This window comes from Vibrio sp. Isolate32, assembly GCF_022397955.1.
Lineage (GTDB): Bacteria > Pseudomonadota > Gammaproteobacteria > Enterobacterales > Vibrionaceae > Vibrio.
Genome location: NZ_JAKEUQ010000008.1, coordinates 59,633 through 77,932 on the forward strand (window position 1 = coordinate 59,633; position 18,300 = coordinate 77,932).

Genomic DNA, 18,300 nt, shown 5'->3' on the forward strand with positions numbered 1-18,300 from the left:
TTGATAATGAGAAAGATTGTTATTAACAAGCATAATACACATACATGACCACAATTCTATTGTGTGAAATCAAAGTTTTCGAAAATACATACTCGTAAATTTCGTTAAAAACGTTTACGTCAAAAACGTTACTTTCAACAAACGACGAGAACTACCTCACTAGTACACCACTAAACAAAACACATAAACCTTTAATATTCAACAACTTAAAAAAGTGTCGCTTTTCTCATAGCGTTATGTCGTTAATTTTATAAGTAAAATAAGTCACTAATCGTATAGTTACTCCATCGAAGAGAAACTCCTTCTCTTTAATTTAATTCCAGAGGTGATATGGCTTGCCATATCACTCCGGCAGCAAGCGAAGGTGTCATTGGCACCCGTGGTATAGTCCCCCCGGCTATACCACGATATTTTTTTTCTTATCTCCCCCAACAAAACCATACTCAAACAACTCAATCGCAAATACCCCCCATCTCGTATCTCGTATCTCGTATCTCGTATCTCGTATCTCGTATCTCGTATCTCGTATCTCGTAGAAGCATAAAAAAGCCCCAACACGAATGTCGAGGCTTCAATAAGACTATCTGTCGCTAACGTAAGACTGGCTGGTTAATATTGTTTGCTCTAGTCTTCGCTATTTTCTGCAAACTTAGATGGAGACATGCCAAAGTGGTGCTTAAACCTTTGGCTAAAATAAGACGGGTCATTAAAACCAGAATCAAAAGCAACGTCTGATATCTTCTCTCCAGCTAGTAACCGTTCGCATGCATGCTCCAAACGAATCTCATTCAGATGCTCTTTAAAGGTCTTGTTGTAGACCATTTTAAAGCGTCGCTGTAGGCTTCTTTCAGACATAAACAAATATTTAGCAGCAGTAGTAGTACCAAAATCAGCATCAGCGTAGTGCTCGCTAACAAGCTGAGTCACTCTATTTTTCCACTCTTGCTCCGCACTCAGCTTTAACTGATCAGGTGAGGTATTAGCAAGCTTGATTGTCTCAATCTGCTCTATTGTATTGACTTCAAGAGTATCTAACACCTGATACTCAATTGGCCAAGTAAGCTGCACCTTATTCTGAGAGTCCGACACAAAAGCATTGAGCACTCCACCACTCTGATTCACCAGCAATGGTAACTTTTCTATATTTAAGTCGGTCGACTTTCCACCATTGTCACTAATGCTAGAGGTTAGTTTAGGGAAAGGCATGCCGTGGTCTAAAACCGTCACGACGAGATGCTCTTTTAGCTCTTCGACCATAACCATCATGCTCTGCGACTTAAAGTTGCGCTTGATGATGCTAGCGATCAGGCTATTAAAGATAATATCGAGATTAAAATACAGTAAAGATACATGTCTGTGTTTCGTCTCTACTTTTATCTCTAGCTCAATACCGGCTTTAGCTAAGTCTTCTTGCCACGCCTTAAGCACCGACTCCAAGATTAAAATCATATCGTAACCAACCGCACCACCATCTTGTCGGCTATTACTCAATTGTGCCAAACCATTCTTTAACGCAAGAATTGGTGACTTACCTTGTCCATCATTCCAATTAGGGAGCATCGCTGCAACTTGGTTGACCTCTATGGACAGTTCATCGGCGGTATGAGACACAAGCGCATTCTTAACCGATAACTGCTTCTTAAGCTGCTGATTGGTCGTCAGTAATATCCGGCTTTGGTGTATCAATTGATCGGTTTTTAAAGCTACTTGTGCCTTTAAGTGTCGGTTGGCAAAGGTGACATAACTCGAACGCCAAAAAACCAAAATGGTGACCACACAGATAAGTAAGATAAGAGAGCTCGCAGCAGCCCAATTGCTGAGATACCAAGGTTCCGCTATCGAGAAGCTTTGATTGGTGGAGACAAAACGATAGTGTGAATCTTTTACCGGCTTAACCTCAAGTGTGTAATCGCCGGGCAGCAAGTGATCTAGGGTTAACAAGCCCCCTTCAAACTCACTCCAAGGTTCATCATCATTGAGTCTGTACTCCATCGCAGGTGCGAACGTGGCAGGTAAAATACCGAGCTTAAACCCAATCCACGAGCCATAAGGTATCTCGGCTAGATCTGCAGCCTTGCCGCCAAGAGACACGGTCTTTTGATTGACACTTATTTTGCTCAGTAAGGCACGGCTATGGGGCGTGTTCGACACCAATAACTCATTAGCTAACGCGCTCACCACTCCATACTTAGAACCCAATACTAGCCTTGAAGATTGATTCTGTTGACTGTAGAAGAGCTCACATGCCCCAGCCGCGAGTTCATTGGTGATCAAACCAAAAGGTGAACCAATATGTTTGTGAAGCTGTCCGTCTAGTCCGTAATAGCTCAGCCCTTTAGAAGAGCCTAACCAGACACCATTTTCATCGCTGATTAAACAGCTAGGGCTAATGTTCTCTTCAACAAGGGGAATCTCTTCAATGACTGGACGATCGTAAGGGATCCGATAGACACCATAGCTGCTCGCAAACCATTGAGAACCATCGCTGGCTTTTTCTATATCAACGACCTTGCCAAATCGCTCACTAGAACGACTAAAGCTGATCCGTTTATCAACAAAGGAATAGAAGCCATGGTCGGTGCCGATGTAGACACGACCTTGTAAACCAATATTTAGGTCTGTAATTTTTGCTGGCAGGAACTTATCCACCAACCAATCCATTCTGTAGCCCGTAAGCTCCATATTGTCTATCGACAAGGAATAGAGACTCTGCCCAGAAGTCATCCAAAGTGTGTTATCACCTTGAAGGGCAAAGTTCTCGATGTAGACGCCTTCAATGGCTCTGGGCAGCTTAAGAGCTTCACGCTCTAATGTCTTGCTGTTGAAACTAACGATCCCCTCTTCAGTCGCTAACCAAATAGATGAACCAAAAACCTGAAAGTCTCGGACCGGTTTAGGGTATACACGATTAGGCCGCTCTTTAGCTTCAGAATCAACGAGATAGAGCCCCATCGAAGAAGCAACCCAAGCAAGATGGTCACTGATTGGCTTAACTTTATTGATCACGATACTGCTAGAGTGCATGCCCATGCCGGTTAAAGGCGTTCTTGAGAATGTCTTACTAAACAAAGAGAAATACCGGATACCGTTATTGGTCGCGACCCACATACCGCCTGCCTGGTCGTTAATTAATGAATAAATCTTCTCGCCCGGTAATGAAAAGTCATGGTTGGAGGCTTGTTCAAACCGAGTGGTTTCACCAGTAAGAAGGTTATAGCTAATCAGGCCATGCTCAGTGCCAATCCAGTATTGATCTGTTGTTTCAGCAAAAGAGAGAACATGTGAACCACTGATCTTGGTCTCGTTCTCTGAATTAGCCAAATCGACAGTCACAACGCCATTTAATGTACCAATCAGTAATTCGCGTCTTGCCTTCGAAAAGTAGATCGTCTCGATATAGTGTTTATCTGATGCGGCAATATGGTTAAACTCTTGATTTTCAGAAAGATAAGCTCCTGAGCTGGTTGCCAGCACCCATTTGGATAGCACCCATTCCGCATCATTGATCCTAATGTCACTGCTGTTGTTGTATCGATACAGCTTGAGAAGTGAGTAGGTATTAAATTCCAATGACTGGGTGTTGTAGGTGTAGAAGTTGTTGTCGTCTGTCACCCAAATATAATCAGCCGATGCACCAATATTTGTGATCTCTTCGCCAGGGCTCAGACTAAACGCCAACTCGTTACCTATCCCTGGAGTATGTCGATATACCTCGTTATCGAAGAACGTCCAAAACTCATCGTCCAAAAAGGCGACGCGCTCCGATGAAAACTGCAACAGGCTACCTTGGCGTGGCAGTAGAGTTCGCCCATCATAAAAAAGAACTTTCCCATGCACATCATGAATCCAAAGCCCACCACCAGCTCCTAGATAGAGATTTTTAGCTGCAAGAAAATTCCCTTGCGCTTGAACAGGCAAAGGATAAAAGACAGACGGTGATGTATTTACCGCGATAGCGCTAAATGAAATACTCACTAATATGAACATTCGGAAGACAATTCGATACAACTTCTAATCCTGAACAGCAACAACTTATGAAGTTTCGGCTACTGCAATGTCTTTACCTTGCTCGACCAGAAACTGAGTTTTTTTGTGATTATTATTATCTTTCCATTTTAGCGGAAATCTACGAAGGAGAAAGAAGGTTTATTGTTTGTTGAAAGGTTTTATCTTAGCGGTCACGAAAATGCCGCAAAAAGCGGCATTGTTCATAATCATATCAAGAGTAAAGTGGAATAAAGGTTACTTACTATTGATTACTTTGTACTTAGACAGCTTGTGTAGCTATCGGTAAGTTGCTGAAGAAAATCGAAATAACTTCCGCTCTTCACTTCAACTGTAGAACCTATTGGGTCTAATTGACCTTGTTTCGCATGACTTCCACGAGTCACTGATTCAATTACAGCCGGTGTAAATTGAGGCTCAGAAAACACACATTGAACGTTTTCACGTACTATCGTCTTCTTAATCGCAATCAGGCTTTTTGCACCCGGTTTACGCTCTGGGCTTACAGTGAAATGACCTAAGTTATTCAAGCCAAACTCTTCCTCGTAATAACCATATGCATCATGGAAAACGTAGTAACCTTTGTCTTTTACTGACGCCAGTTGCTCACGAATCGACTGTTTTTTCTCTTCCAATGCAATCAAGAATGAATCTAGATTCTCTTGATACGCCATTGCGTTATCTGGGTCAGTTTCAATTAGCTTGTCTGAAATGTATTTCGCAGCAACTGCAACTTGATCGATCCCCAACCAAAAATGCGGGTCGTGGCTGCCATGGTGGTGACCTTCATGTGCATCGTGATCATGCTCATCGTGGCCGAACTCTCGTAAGTTGATACCAGGGATTTTACCGATTTCGATAACGTTATTATTCGATTCAATCACCTTAGTCAGAAACGCTTCTAAATCAGGACCAAACCAAACAACCATGTCTGCACCGTGAACTTTTTTGACATCAGACGGTTTAAGCGCATAATCGTGCGGCGAAGCATTGCTGTTCATCAACACATCCGGTTCACTAACGCCTTGCGTTAATTCTGTCACAATCATTTGAATTGGTTTGAAGCTTGTTAGAATAGTATTGGCACTTGCAACACTTGGCGCTAAAAGCAAAGTAGCAAGTATATAAGATGAACGTGACATAATTCCTCGATAATAGAAAAGTAGCTTAGGCTTGAGGTAAATGTTACATTATAACATTAGCGAATTGCAAATGAGTTCTATTCATGGATAACTTAATCCAACTAGATTCTGTGAGCGTCGAGTTTGACGGTCGAAAAGTGCTAGATAACATCTCCCTAAATCTAGAACGCGGCAGAATCACTACCCTAATTGGACCTAATGGTGCAGGTAAATCGACCTTAGTTAAGGTTTTACTTGGGCTTCAGCACAAATATTCTGGGAAGATCACTAGAGCAAAAAAATTAAAAATTGGTTATGTTCCCCAGAAACTTAAGCTGAACGACTCTCTACCACTTAATGTAGAACGTTTTCTCAAGCTCACCGGAATATTCAGTAAACAAGAGATCTTAGAAGCACTAAAACTCGTTGGTGCTGAGCATCTAATGAAAAGCAACATGCATCAGCTATCTGGTGGTGAAAATCAACGCGTACTGATTGCTCGTTCTCTCTTGAGAAGGCCAGACCTATTGGTTCTGGATGAACCTGCACAAGGCGTTGATGTACAAGGTCAAATTGATCTCTACGAACTGATTGACTCTATTCGCCACCGCTTTGGTTGCGCTGTATTTATGGTGTCACATGACTTGCATTTGGTGATGGCAAAAACAGATGACGTGATCTGTCTACACCACCACATCTGCTGTTCAGGTGCTCCTGCAGATATCAAACATCACCCTTCTTACATCGCCCTCTTCGGTACCGCGGTGCAAGAGAGCTTGGCGTTCTACCATCACCAACATGACCATCATCACCATGACTTAGCAGGCCAAGCTGTATCTGGAGATGTGCACGACTGTTCTAGCCATAAACACGGACATCAACACTAATGCTTGAGTTTCTTTTACCTTCTATCCTCGCTGGCTTAGGCATTGCACTTATTGCTGGTCCACTGGGTTCGTTCGTGGTGTGGCGTAAGATGGCGTACTTTGGTGACACATTGGCACACGCCTCTTTAATGGGTTTAGCGCTTGGTTTCCTGTTCAATATTAACTTGTACTTCGCGCTGCTGATTTGCTGCTTGATGTTGGCAGTATTACTCGTGACCTTACAAAAGCAAAAGCTGGTCGCGACCGATACGTTGCTCGGCATATTAGCCCACAGTGCACTCTCACTCGGCTTAGTTGCCGTTAGCTTCTTAGATAACGTTCGTGTTGACCTGATGAGCTACCTATTCGGTGATTTGCTTGCCGTTTCTCCCACTGATTTAGTGTTCATCTATGCGGGCGCTAGTGTTATTGGTTTGGTGTTGACCATTTTCTGGCGGCCACTGCTATCAACAACGGTAAACGAAGATCTTGCTGCGGTTGATGGCATCAACATTGATTTAATGCGCCTAATTCTAATGCTCCTAGTCGGTATCGTGATTGCGGTTGGTATGAAGTTTGTTGGTGCGTTAATCATGACATCACTGCTGATTATCCCGGCAGCAACAGCAAGAAAATTCTCAAGCACACCTGAACAAATGGCGTTACTCGCTTCGATTATTGGTTCTATCGCAGTATGTGGTGGGTTGAGCCTATCTTGGTTCTACGACACGCCAGCAGGTCCATCTGTTGTAATTAGTGCTGCTGCAATGTTTATGTTGTCTCAGATGGTTAAGAGCCGAGCGTAACGTTACGATCTCGTATCTCGTATCCTGCATCTAAAAAACATACAAAAAAGGCTTGGTCATTGACCAAGCCTTTCTATTATTTATCGCTTAAAGCGCAGGTTACCAACCAGTAATCTCACGTAGACCTTTACCGATGTCAGCAAGAGACTTAACCGTCTTAACGCCTGCTGCTTCAAGTGCTGCGAATTTGTCTTCAGCAGTACCTTTACCGCCAGAGATGATTGCGCCAGCGTGGCCCATACGTTTACCCGGAGGAGCAGTAACACCTGCAATGTAAGAAACAACTGGCTTAGTTACGTTCTCTTTAATGAACGCTGCTGCTTCTTCTTCCGCTGTACCACCGATCTCACCAATCATTACGATAGCTTCTGTTTCCGGATCTTCTTGGAACAGTTTTAGGATATCAATGAAGTTTGAACCAGGGATTGGGTCACCACCAATACCAACACATGTAGACTGACCGAAGCCTTCGTCTGTTGTTTGTTTAACTGCTTCGTAAGTAAGAGTACCTGAACGAGATACAATACCTACTTTACCTTTCTTGTGGATGTGACCAGGCATGATACCAATCTTACACTCGTCTGGAGTGATAAGACCTGGACAGTTAGGACCGATCATGCGAACGCCAGTTTCTTCTAGCTTCACTTTAACGTCGATCATATCTGTTGTTGGGATACCTTCAGTGATCGTTACGATCAGTTCGATACCTGCGTCAATCGCTTCAAGGATTGCATCTTTACAGAAAGGTGCTGGTACGTAGATAACCGTTGCTGTTGCGCCAGTAACTTCTACTGCTTCACGCACTGTGTTGAATACTGGAAGACCAAGGTGAGTTTGACCACCCTTACCAGGAGATACACCACCAACCATTTGCGTACCGTATGCGATAGCTTGCTCTGAGTGGAATGTACCTTGACCGCCAGTGAAACCCTGACAGATTACTTTAGTGTCTTTGTTAATTAATACAGACATTATTTCGCCTCCGCAGCAGCAACAACTTTCTGAGCAGCATCTGTTAGGGATTCAGCTGCAATGATATCAACATCAGAATTAGCAAGTACTTCGCGACCTAGGTCTGCGTTTGTACCTTCTAGACGAACAACAACAGGTACTGTTACGCCTACTTCTTTAACCGCACCGATAATACCTTCAGCGATCATGTCACAACGTACGATGCCACCGAAGATGTTTACTAGTACTGCGCTAACATTGTCATCAGAAAGGATGATCTTGAATGCTTCAGCTACACGCTCTTTAGTTGCGCCGCCGCCTACATCAAGGAAGTTTGCTGGTTTGCCGCCATGTAGGTTAACGATATCCATCGTACCCATTGCTAGACCTGCACCGTTGACCATACAGCCAACGTTACCATCTAGTGCTACGTAGTTTAGTTCCCACTGTGCTGCGTGCGCTTCGCGCTCATCTTCTTGAGATGGATCGTGCATTTCACGTAGTTTAGGCTGACGGTACATCGCGTTTGAATCGATGTTGATCTTGCCGTCAAGACAAAGAAGGTTACCTTCACCAGTGATAACAAGTGGGTTAATTTCTAGTAGCGCTAGATCGTACTGAGAGAACATTTGGCCAAGACCCATGAAGATCTTAACGAACTGTTTAATTTGATCGCCAACTAGACCAAGTTTGAACGCAAGTTCACGGCCTTGGTAAGCTTGAGGGCCCACTAGAGGGTCGATCGCTGATTGGTGAATCAACTCTGGAGTTTCTTCAGCGATTTTCTCAATGTCCACACCACCTTCAGTTGACGCCATGAATACAATTTTACGCGTTGCACGGTCAACAACAGCACCTAGGTAAAGTTCGTTAGCAATGTTCGATGCTTCTTCAACTAGGATCTTTGTTACAGGCTGACCATTAGCGTCTGTTTGGTAAGTCACTAGGTTTTTACCTAGCCATTTTTGTGCAAACTCTTTAACGCCTTCTTTCGTGTCATGTAGCTCTACGCCGCCCGCTTTACCGCGACCACCAGCGTGTACTTGACACTTAACGACTTTCTTGGCTGTACTGATACGACCTGCAGCTTCGAAAGCTTCTTGTGCAGTATCACATGCGAAACCTTCTGGTACAGGCAAACCGAATTCTGCAAACAGCTGTTTGGCTTGGTATTCATGCAAATTCATTTTGATATTCCGTTTATTTTCCCTTAAGGGATTATTATTTCCATAACGACACAGTTTCCTGTGGTACGTCTGTAGGGTCTTCTCAAATCAACTGCTGTCCATTTTCTAATGGCTTTACAGTTCAAGTGAAGGCCAGACGTTGAGCAGCCTAGCCTTTGAAACTTTTTACGTCTAGCTAACCGGGTTAACTAGACGTTTTAGCGATACTAAACGTCCAATAGCAGACGCGCAGGATCTTCTAGAAGCTCTTTGATGGTCACTAGGAAGCCAACTGATTCACGGCCGTCGATTAGGCGGTGATCGTAAGAAAGCGCTAGGTACATCATTGGTAAGATCTCAACCTTGCCATCAACAGCCATTGGACGATCTTGGATTTTGTGCATACCCAAAATTGCCGCTTGAGGCGGGTTGATGATTGGCGTAGACATTAGAGAGCCAAATACACCACCGTTCGTGATAGTGAAGTTACCGCCCATCAACTCATCAACAGTTAGCTTGCCGTCACGGCCTTTGATTGCTAGCTCTTTGATGCCTTTTTCGATGTCAGCAAAACCTAGTGTGTCACAGTCTTTCAGTACTGGAGTTACTAGACCACGTGGCGTTGATACTGCCATGCTGATGTCGAAGTAGTTGTGGTAAACGATATCTGTACCGTCGATAGAAGCGTTCACTTCTGGGAAACGTTTCAGTGCTTCTGTTACTGCTTTCACGTAGAAAGACATGAAACCAAGACGCGTATCGTGACGCTTCTCGAATTGGTCTTTGTACTGCTTACGAAGGTCCATGATTGGCTTCATGTTCACTTCGTTGAAAGTCGTCAGCATTGCTGTGCTGTTCTTCGCTTCTAGAAGACGGTTTGCAACTGTCTTACGTAGGCGAGTCATAGGCACGCGTTTTTGGCTACGAGCCGCTGCTGGCGCTTCAACTGCTGGTGCAGATGCTGCTGCCGGAGCCGCTTTCGCTGCTGCTAGGTGTGCATCGATGTCCTCACGAGTAATACGACCACCAACACCAGTGCCTTTAACGTCAGCTGGTTGTAGGTTGTGCTCTGCAAGAAGACGACGAACAGCAGGGCTCAGTGCGTCGTTGCTTTCTTCTGTCAGTGCCGCTTTGTGGCGCTTATCAGGAGAAGCTTCTGTATCTTCAGTCGTGTCTTTCGTTGGTTCACCAGCGACAGCACCAGGTTTGATTTTCGCAAGAAGCTGCTTAGAAAGTACCGTAGCACCCTCTTCTTCAATGATAGCTTCCAGAACACCCGCTTCAGGAGCAGGTACTTCTAGAACTACTTTATCTGTTTCGATGTCTACAATGACTTCATCACGTGCAACGGCTTCGCCTGGTTTTTTGTGCCAAGTCGCTACTGTTGCATCAGCCACAGATTCAGGTAAATCTGGAACCAGAATTTCAATTGTCATGTGCGTATTTTCCTTTTACTTCTAGTTCTTAAGTAGGGTCAAAGCGTCGTCAACTAACGCCTTTTGTTGTTTCAAGTGTACCGACATATAGCCAACAGCTGGGGATGCTGATGCAGGACGACCTGCGTATTGAATATCAGCACCTACTGGGATAGCAGCTCGGAAATTATGTTGGCTACTGTACCAAGCACCTTGGTTTTGTGGCTCTTCTTGACACCAAACGTAATCGACTACATTTGTGTATTGTGCGATTGCAGCTCTCACGTCCTCATAAGGGAACGGGTAAAGTTGCTCAATACGCACAATAGCGACATCGTCTTGCTCGTTCTTACGTCTTTGGTCAAGCAGGTCAAAGTAAACCTTACCTGAACAGAACACGACGCGTTTTACGTTCTCAGGAGCCAGATCATCAATTTCTGCGATAGCTGGTTGGAACGTGCCTTCTGCCAAATCTTCAAGAGAAGATGTACACAGAGGGTGACGAAGCAATGACTTAGGTGACATTACAATCAGAGGACGACGCATTGGTCGAACAACCTGACGGCGAATCATGTGGTAAACCTGTGCTGGTGTTGAAGGAACAACAACCTGCATATTTTGTTCAGCGCACAATTGAAGGTAACGCTCAAGACGCGCAGAAGAGTGCTCTGGGCCTTGGCCTTCATAACCGTGAGGAAGCAGCATAGTTAGACCACATAGACGTGCCCACTTTTGCTCACCTGACGAAATAAATTGGTCGATAACGACTTGCGCACCGTTTGCGAAGTCACCAAATTGTGCTTCCCAAAGGGTTAGACCGCTTGGCTCAGCTGTTGCGTAGCCATACTCGAACGCTAGCACTGCTTCTTCAGACAATACCGAGTCAAATACTTGGAATGGACCCTGCTTATCATGAATGTTCGCAAGAGGAACATACGTGCTTGCATCTGATTGGTTGTGCAGTACTGAGTGACGGTGGAAGAAGGTACCACGGCCTGAATCTTGGCCAGAGATGCGAATACGCTTGCCATCGTCAACAAGTGTTGCGTAAGCCAGAGTTTCAGCCATACCCCAATCGACTTGTTTTTCGCCATTCACCATGGCAGTACGATCGTTGTACAGTTTATTTACTCGGCTTTGTAGCTTGTGGCTTTCTGGGTATTGGCAGATCTTAGTACCAAGCTCTTTTAGACGCTCGATATCGACCTTGTTATCCCAGTCGATATTCCAGTCATGACCTAGGTAAGGAGACCAGTCTACTGAGTGAAGTGCCATTGGGCGCCACTCTTTAACCACAACTTCACCGTGATCAAGAGCATCACGATATTCGTTAACTAGTTGAGTTGCCGTATCAATACCAAACTCACCGCGCTCCATTAGCACGTCAGCGTATAGCTTACGTGGCGTTGGATGCTTCTTGATTTTTTGGTACATCAAAGGCTGTGTTGCATTCGGCTCATCGGCTTCGTTGTGACCGTGGCGACGGTAACAAACTAGGTCGATAACGACATCACGTTTAAAGGTATTACGGTAGTCCAGTGCTAAGCGAGCAACAAAAGCAACCGCTTCTGGATCATCAGCATTAACGTGGAAAATCGGAGCCTGTACCATCTTAGCGATATCAGTACAGTACATCGTAGAGCGTGTGTCGCGAGGGTTAGACGTTGTAAAACCAACTTGGTTATTTACAACGATACGAACCGTACCACCTACACAGAAACCACGAGCTTGAGACATGTTAAACGTCTCTTGCACAACACCCTGACCAGCGATTGCTGAGTCACCGTGAATAGTGATTGGCAGTACACGGCTACCATCAGTATCACCTAGGCGATCTTGACGTGCACGCACTGAACCGATAACCACTGGGTTTACGATTTCTAAGTGTGATGGGTTAAATGCTAGTGCTAAGTGAACGTTGCCACCTGGTGTCGCGAAATCCGCAGAGAAACCTTGGTGGTATTTAACATCACCAGTACCCCACGTTTCGTCGTGCTTACCCGCGAACTCGTCAAACAGGTCTTGCGGCTTTTTACCAAGCACGTTAACCAACATGTTTAGACGACCACGGTGAGCCATACCAACAACGACTTCACGCATGCCTTGTCCACCAGCATGACGAATGATCTCTTTCGTCATTGGGATAAGCGCATCACCACCTTCCAACGAGAAGCGTTTCGCGCCTGGGAATTTCGCACCAAGATAGCGCTCAAGACCTTCAGCAGCGGTTAGCTCTTCTAGGAAAGCTTGCTTTTCTTCTTTGTTGAAAGAGGGTTGACCGGACACAGACTCTAAACGTTGTTGAATCCAACGTTTTTGCTCTGTATTAGTCATGTGCATGTATTCAGCACCAATTGAACCACAATAGGTTTGCTTTAGAGACTTGTGTAAATCTTTAAGCACCATCGTCTCTTGGCCAATCGCATAAGAGCCGACGTTAAACGTCTCATTGAGGTCTTCTTCGGTAAGAGTGTGGAAAGAAGGGGCCAGTTCATCAACTGTCGCTCTCTTCCATAAACCTAGGGGGTCTAGATTTGCTGCTTGATGCCCTCGGAATCGATAAGCATTAATCAGTTGCAGAACTTTTACTTGTTTCGCATCGACATCTGGATCACTAACTTGGACACTGTAATGCTTTGTTTCTTGAGCGAGTCGACGGAAGTATTCACGAACACGAGAGTGTGGTTGTTCCACTGCTTCTGAAGCTTGCACAGGCAATTCTTCAAAAACACTTCTCCATTCGTCACTTACCGAATCGGGATCACTTAGATACAGTTCATAGAGTTCTTCTACGTACGTTGCATTGGCGCCAGCCAAGTGTGAAGACTCGAGCCATGCCTTCATCACGCCGTTGTGCATATTTTCCCTTAACCAGTAGTTTTCACGTTTGCTGCGGTCTATGCCGAGCTATTAAAAGGCCGTCCCAAAACTTCTAGGGCGGCAATTTTTTATAACTTAAACCGAACGATTCACTAACATGGTCTTGATGTGACCAATCGCTTTCGTCGGATTTAATCCCTTAGGACAAACACTTACACAATTCATGATGCCATGGCAACGAAAAACGCTAAATGCATCATCAAGATCAGACAAACGTTCATCTGTCGCTGTATCTCGGCTATCAATTAGCCAACGGTACGCGGCAAGTAGGCCTGCTGGTCCGATGAACTTGTCAGGGTTCCACCAGAACGATGGGCATGACGTTGTACAACATGCACACATGATACATTCGTACAGTCCGTCTAAATGAGCACGCTCATCAGGGCTTTGTAAGTTTTCACGTGCCGGTGGTACATTGCCATCAGACACTAGGAATGGTTTTACTTTTTCGTAGTTATCGTAGAACTGAGTCATATCAACAATAAGGTCACGAACAACAGGTAAACCTGGCAGTGGGCGAATCACGATCTTATCACCTTTCAACGCAGATAGAGGCGTGATACACGCTAGGCCGTTTTTACCGTTCATGTTCAGACCATCCGAACCACATACACCTTCACGGCATGAGCGGCGGAAAGCGATCGTTGGATCTTGTTCTTTCAATAGAATAAGCGCATCCAGAAGCATCATGTCTGAACCTTCATCCACCTCTAGGGTGTATTCCTTCATGTAAGGCTTTTGGTCGACATCTGGATTGTAACGGTATAAAGAGAAATTCAGTTTCATGGTCATGTCTCCTTAGTACGTACGTGCTTTTGGCGGGAACGCTTCACGATGGATAGGTTCCATGTTTACGTTACGCTTAGTCATGCTTTCTGACTCAGGATTGTAAAGCGTGTGGCATAGCCATTGCTCGTCATCACGATCAGGGTAGTCAAAACGAGCATGTGCACCACGACTTTCTGTACGGTAGTTTGCCGCTACAGCCGTCGCATACGCTGTTTCCATTAAGTTTTCAAGCTCTAGACATTCAATACGCTGCGTGTTGAACTCAGTAGACTTATCTGAAAGGTGTGCATTCTTCAGACGCTCACGAATAGCTTTAAGCTCTTCTAGGCCGTCGGCCATTGCTTGACCTTCACGGAATACAGAAAAGTTGTTCTGCATACATTGCTGTAGATCTTTGCGGATCTGCGCTGGATCTTCGCCGTCTGTACTGTTTTCCCAACGGTTGTAACGCTCTAGAGAACGAGCGATATCTTCTTGTGTTGCCGGTTTCGCATCAGCTTGCTTCTTCAGAGTCTCACCTAGGTGTAGACCTGTCGCACGACCGAATACAACCAAGTCAAGCAGTGAGTTACCACCTAGACGGTTCGCACCGTGTACTGATACTGAAGCAATCTCACCACAAGCAAATAGACCTTGTACTTCTAAATCGCTACCATCTGCACCCTGCTTAATCGCTTGGCCAGAAACTTGTGTCGGTACACCCCCCATCATGTAGTGACATGTTGGGATTACTGGGATTGGCTCTTTTACCGGATCAACGTGTGCGAATGTACGAGACAGTTCACATACACCAGGTAGACGAGATTCAAGTGTTTCTTTACCTAGGTGGTCCAGTTTCAGTTTGATGTGTGGCCCCCAAGGACCGTCACAACCACGACCTTCACGGATTTCTACCATCATTGAACGAGCAACAACGTCACGACCCGCTAAGTCTTTCGCGTTTGGAGCGTAACGTTCCATGAAACGTTCGCCGTCTTTATTTAGAAGGTAACCACCTTCACCACGACAGCCTTCTGTTACAAGAACACCTGCACCAGCAATACCCGTTGGGTGGAACTGCCACATTTCGATATCTTGCATAGGAACGCCAGCACGAATCGCCATACCAACACCGTCACCAGTATTGATGTGTGCGTTAGTTGTCGATGCGTAGATACGACCAGCACCACCAGTTGCCAGGATCGTTGCTTTCGCTTTGAAGTAGCATACTTCGCCTGTTTCCATGCAAAGTGCTGTTGTACCAAGAATGGCACCGTCTTCATTCTTCACAAGATCAAGCGCGTACCACTCAGAGAACACGGTTGTCTTATGTTTGATGTTTTGTTGGTAAAGCGTGTGTAGCAATGCGTGACCGGTACGGTCAGCTGCTGCAGCGGTGCGAGCCGCTTGCTCACCACCAAAGTTCTTAGATTGGCCACCAAAAGGACGTTGGTAAATGGTGCCGTTATCGAAACGAGAAAATGGAAGACCCATTTTTTCTAGTTCGATAACTGATTCTGGGCCATTTTTACACATGTATTCGATAGCATCTTGGTCACCGATGTAATCAGAACCTTTTACTGTGTCGTACATATGTTGTTCCCAGTGATCTTCGTGCGCATTACCTAGCGCAACCGTAATACCACCTTGAGCAGATACGGTATGAGAACGAGTTGGGAAAACTTTAGAAAGCAATGCACATGATAGGCCTTGCTCTGAAATTTGTAGTGCGGCACGCATACCTGCACCACCAGCGCCGATAACTACGGCATCAAACTCACGAACAGGAATAGTCACTTACGCACCCCACAAAATAAACAGACCAGAGAAGAAATATCCAAGAAGAACCGCAACCACACCTACTTGAAGGCCAACACGCAGTTTAGCGCACTTGATGTAGTCGGTTAGCACTTGCCATAGGCCGATCCAAGCGTGAACAAGAACCGAAGTAAGCGCTAACATGGTAAATACTTTAGTGAAGGTTCCACCAAAGAACTGAGTCCATGATACGTAAGAGATATCGGTGAAGGCACAAAAGCTCACCAAATAAATTGTATATAGCGTCATAATGATTGCAGTTGCACGAATCAATAAGAAATCGTGAACGCCATTACGACCAAATGTCGAAACGTTGTTTACCATACTAAGATCCCCGCTAGTAGAGACAATACCGCTGTCGCTGCGAATGCAACCTTAGCGCTCTTAGCGCCAGATTCCAGCTCTTCAAAGTGACCAAGGTCCATAAGAAGGTGACGAATACCACCGGTAATGTGGTAAGCCAAAGCGGTTAAAATGCCCCACAGAATAAACTTCACGAAGAAGCCATCGACAATGTCGCTAGCTTCCATAAAGCCTACTGGGGATGAGAGGGAAGTGGATAGTAACCAAAGCAAAATTCCAATCGCAACAAAAGTTATCACCCCAGACACACGGTGTAGGATGGAAGCTATTGCAGTGATTGGAAAGTGGATGGTCTGTAAATCTAAATTAACAGGTCTTGTCTTTCTTTCTTTCACGGGCTTGCTCACTCAGCTCCATTGAGCATTATGGTCATTAAATAACCTTATGATATTGTTATGGACAAAATTTGATTGCAAACCTTCAAAATTTAACATTAACTTAACAAATAACTGAAGTTGAGCCTTAGATAATTGTATAGTAATTGTTAACCGCTCGATTAAGAAAGACACCTCACATTTCTTCTTAGCCTTGCATTTATAAGGTTTTAACCAAACTTTTCAGCGCCACTATACGGCTCGCAACATTCTAATACAATTGATGTAACAAATAATGCTACACAGACCAGATTTTTAACGAATTTAATGTAAAAAACACTAACAAGTGCACACAAAGCTTCAGAAAAATTGACTTTCCCACGTAAGACCAGTAAAAAAATGACACATAAACATCCTGGACGGATTAAATAATAAACAAAGGAGATTGTTATGGCGGATAAGAAAGCTACCCTTCACATTGAAGGTCAAGCGCCAATCGAGCTGCCGATTACAGAAGGTGTACTTGGTACTCCAGTGATCGACGTTCGTACACTAGGTTCTAATGGTTTTTTCACTTTTGACCCTGGTTTTCTTGCCACTGCATCCTGTGAGTCTCAAATCACTTTTATTGACGGTGGAAAAGGTATCCTTTTACATCGTGGTTATCCAATTGACCAACTTGCCAATAACGCTGATTACTTAGAAGTATGTTACATACTTCTTTACGGTGAAGCCCCATCTCGAGCTGAGTACGAAAAGTTCAAGACTACCGTGACACGTCACACGATGGTACATGAGCAAATCGCTAGTTTCTTCCACGGCTTCCGTCGTGACGCTCACCCTATGGCTGTAATGTGTGGTGTTGTAGGCGCTCTAGCGGCGTTCTACCACGACTCACTTGATATCAACAACGATACACACCGTGAAATTGCGGCATACCGCCTGATTTCAAAAATGCCAACACTGGCAGCAATGTGTTACAAATATTCAATCGGTCAGCCGTTTATCTACCCACGTAACGATCTTGGCTACGCAGAAAACTTCTTACACATGATGTTTGCAAACCCATGTGAAGAGTATGAAGTCAACCCTATCGTTGCTCGTGCAATGGATAAAATTTTCACTCTACACGCAGATCACGAACAGAACGCTTCAACGTCTACAGTACGTCTAGCAGGTTCATCTGGTGCTAACCCATTTGCGTGTATCGCAGCTGGTATTGCATCACTTTGGGGCCCTGCGCACGGCGGTGCAAACGAAGCTTGTCTGCGCATGCTTGAAGAGATCGGTAGCGTAGATAACATTGAAGAATACGTTGCGAAAGCAAAAGACAAAGATGACCCATTCCGTTTGATGGGCTTCGGTCACCGTGTATACAAGAACTACGATCCACGTGCAACAGTAATGCGTGAAGCATGTCACGAAGTACTTAAAGAGCTGAACATCCAAGACCCACTATTAGACGTAGCAATGGAACTTGAGCGTATCGCTCTTTCTGATGAGTACTTTGTTTCTAAGAAGCTATACCCGAACGTAGATTTCTACTCAGGTATCATTCTAAAAGCAATCGGTATTCCAGTATCTATGTTCACTGTTATCTTTGCGATGTCTCGTACCATCGGTTGGATTGCACACTGGAACGAAATGCACAGCGATCCGACGAACCGTATCGGTCGTCCTCGTCAGTTGTACACTGGTGAAGAACAACGTGACTTTAAAGCACTTCACGAGCGTGAATAGTTGCGATAAGTCATAACGTTAAAAAGGGTCGATGTGAAAGCATCAACCCTTTTCTTTTATATGTTCAAAACTCCGTCATCTTCAAGA

At 44.7% G+C, this 18,300-nt stretch carries 13 protein-coding genes; 3 read left to right on the forward strand and 10 right to left on the reverse strand.

The window, feature by feature from the left end; translation table 11 throughout:
- Nucleotides 1-624: 624 nt before the first annotated feature.
- The gene (locus tag L1D11_RS08055; protein WP_239833056.1) at nucleotides 625-3,987 is read right to left on the reverse strand and encodes an AraC family transcriptional regulator; all 3,363 of its coding nucleotides are present in this window, start codon (nucleotides 3,985-3,987) and stop codon (nucleotides 625-627) included.
- Between the two features lie 269 nt (nucleotides 3,988-4,256).
- Nucleotides 4,257-5,147 carry a zinc ABC transporter substrate-binding protein ZnuA gene (znuA, locus tag L1D11_RS08060; RefSeq protein ID WP_239833042.1) on the reverse strand — a complete coding sequence of 297 codons (891 nt, stop codon included), beginning with the start codon at nucleotides 5,145-5,147 and terminating at the stop codon, nucleotides 4,257-4,259.
- 83 nt (nucleotides 5,148-5,230) lie between these two features.
- Here znuA and znuC point away from each other — a divergent pair, with 83 nt between their 5' ends.
- Together znuC and znuB are read left to right on the forward strand one after the other, a co-directional pair.
- On the forward strand, nucleotides 5,231-6,013 hold the full coding sequence (gene znuC, locus L1D11_RS08065; RefSeq protein ID WP_239833043.1) for a zinc ABC transporter ATP-binding protein ZnuC: 783 nt from the start codon (nucleotides 5,231-5,233) through the stop codon (nucleotides 6,011-6,013).
- A complete protein-coding gene (znuB, locus tag L1D11_RS08070; RefSeq protein ID WP_239833044.1) occupies nucleotides 6,013-6,798 on the forward strand; it encodes a zinc ABC transporter permease subunit ZnuB in 786 nt (261 codons plus the stop codon). Before znuC ends, znuB begins: the two co-directional genes overlap by 1 nt.
- A 99-nt stretch (nucleotides 6,799-6,897) precedes the next feature.
- Here znuB and sucD read toward each other — a convergent pair whose 3' ends face one another.
- From sucD to sdhC, 8 genes are all read right to left on the reverse strand, one after another.
- Nucleotides 6,898-7,770 (reverse strand): succinate--CoA ligase subunit alpha, encoded by an 873-nt coding sequence (gene sucD / locus L1D11_RS08075; protein WP_004737919.1) that lies wholly within the window; start codon nucleotides 7,768-7,770, stop codon nucleotides 6,898-6,900.
- Complete coding sequence (gene sucC / locus L1D11_RS08080) at nucleotides 7,770-8,936, reverse strand: ADP-forming succinate--CoA ligase subunit beta (RefSeq protein ID WP_239833045.1); 1,167 nt, start codon at nucleotides 8,934-8,936, stop codon at nucleotides 7,770-7,772. The genes sucD and sucC overlap by 1 nt, the downstream gene beginning before the upstream one ends.
- Nucleotides 8,937-9,142: 206 nt before the next feature.
- A complete protein-coding gene (odhB, locus tag L1D11_RS08085; RefSeq protein WP_009847318.1) occupies nucleotides 9,143-10,351 on the reverse strand; it encodes a 2-oxoglutarate dehydrogenase complex dihydrolipoyllysine-residue succinyltransferase in 1,209 nt (402 codons plus the stop codon).
- Between the two features lie 21 nt (nucleotides 10,352-10,372).
- Entirely contained in the window at nucleotides 10,373-13,189 is a 2,817-nt protein-coding gene (gene sucA / locus L1D11_RS08090; RefSeq protein WP_239833046.1) for a 2-oxoglutarate dehydrogenase E1 component, read from the reverse strand.
- A 96-nt stretch (nucleotides 13,190-13,285) separates the two neighbouring features.
- Nucleotides 13,286-13,996 (reverse strand): succinate dehydrogenase iron-sulfur subunit, encoded by a 711-nt coding sequence (locus L1D11_RS08095; protein ID WP_008221173.1) that lies wholly within the window; start codon nucleotides 13,994-13,996, stop codon nucleotides 13,286-13,288.
- A gap of 12 nt (nucleotides 13,997-14,008) precedes the next feature.
- Entirely contained in the window at nucleotides 14,009-15,775 is a 1,767-nt protein-coding gene (gene sdhA, locus L1D11_RS08100; RefSeq protein WP_239833047.1) for a succinate dehydrogenase flavoprotein subunit, read from the reverse strand.
- Nucleotides 15,776-16,120: a succinate dehydrogenase, hydrophobic membrane anchor protein gene (gene sdhD, locus L1D11_RS08105; RefSeq protein ID WP_004737911.1), complete on the reverse strand. Its 345-nt coding sequence runs from the start codon at nucleotides 16,118-16,120 to the stop codon at nucleotides 15,776-15,778. It lies immediately after the preceding gene.
- On the reverse strand, nucleotides 16,114-16,506 hold the full coding sequence (gene sdhC / locus L1D11_RS08110; RefSeq protein ID WP_239833048.1) for a succinate dehydrogenase cytochrome b556 subunit: 393 nt from the start codon (nucleotides 16,504-16,506) through the stop codon (nucleotides 16,114-16,116). The genes sdhD and sdhC overlap by 7 nt, the downstream gene beginning before the upstream one ends.
- A 417-nt stretch (nucleotides 16,507-16,923) precedes the next feature.
- On the opposite strand from sdhC, the gene L1D11_RS08115 reads away from it, so the two are divergent.
- Nucleotides 16,924-18,213, forward strand: coding sequence for a citrate synthase (locus L1D11_RS08115; protein ID WP_017630646.1), 1,290 nt, complete (start codon nucleotides 16,924-16,926; stop codon nucleotides 18,211-18,213).
- Nucleotides 18,214-18,300: the final 87 nt, after the last annotated feature.

Coding starts and splice junctions, on each gene's coding strand:
- sucC (WP_239833045.1), bottom strand. CDS start 8,936: ATGAATTTGCATGAATACCAAGCCAAACAGCTGTTTGCAGAATTCGGT.
- L1D11_RS08095 (WP_008221173.1), bottom strand. CDS start 13,996: ATGAAACTGAATTTCTCTTTATACCGTTACAATCCAGATGTCGACCAA.
- L1D11_RS08055 (WP_239833056.1), bottom strand. CDS start 3,987: ATGTTCATATTAGTGAGTATTTCATTTAGCGCTATCGCGGTAAATACA.
- sucD (WP_004737919.1), bottom strand. CDS start 7,770: ATGTCTGTATTAATTAACAAAGACACTAAAGTAATCTGTCAGGGTTTC.
- znuB (WP_239833044.1), top strand. CDS start 6,013: ATGCTTGAGTTTCTTTTACCTTCTATCCTCGCTGGCTTAGGCATTGCA.
- znuA (WP_239833042.1), bottom strand. CDS start 5,147: ATGTCACGTTCATCTTATATACTTGCTACTTTGCTTTTAGCGCCAAGT.
- znuC (WP_239833043.1), top strand. CDS start 5,231: ATGGATAACTTAATCCAACTAGATTCTGTGAGCGTCGAGTTTGACGGT.
- L1D11_RS08115 (WP_017630646.1), top strand. CDS start 16,924: ATGGCGGATAAGAAAGCTACCCTTCACATTGAAGGTCAAGCGCCAATC.
- sdhD (WP_004737911.1), bottom strand. CDS start 16,120: ATGGTAAACAACGTTTCGACATTTGGTCGTAATGGCGTTCACGATTTC.
- odhB (WP_009847318.1), bottom strand. CDS start 10,351: ATGACAATTGAAATTCTGGTTCCAGATTTACCTGAATCTGTGGCTGAT.
- sucA (WP_239833046.1), bottom strand. CDS start 13,189: ATGCACAACGGCGTGATGAAGGCATGGCTCGAGTCTTCACACTTGGCT.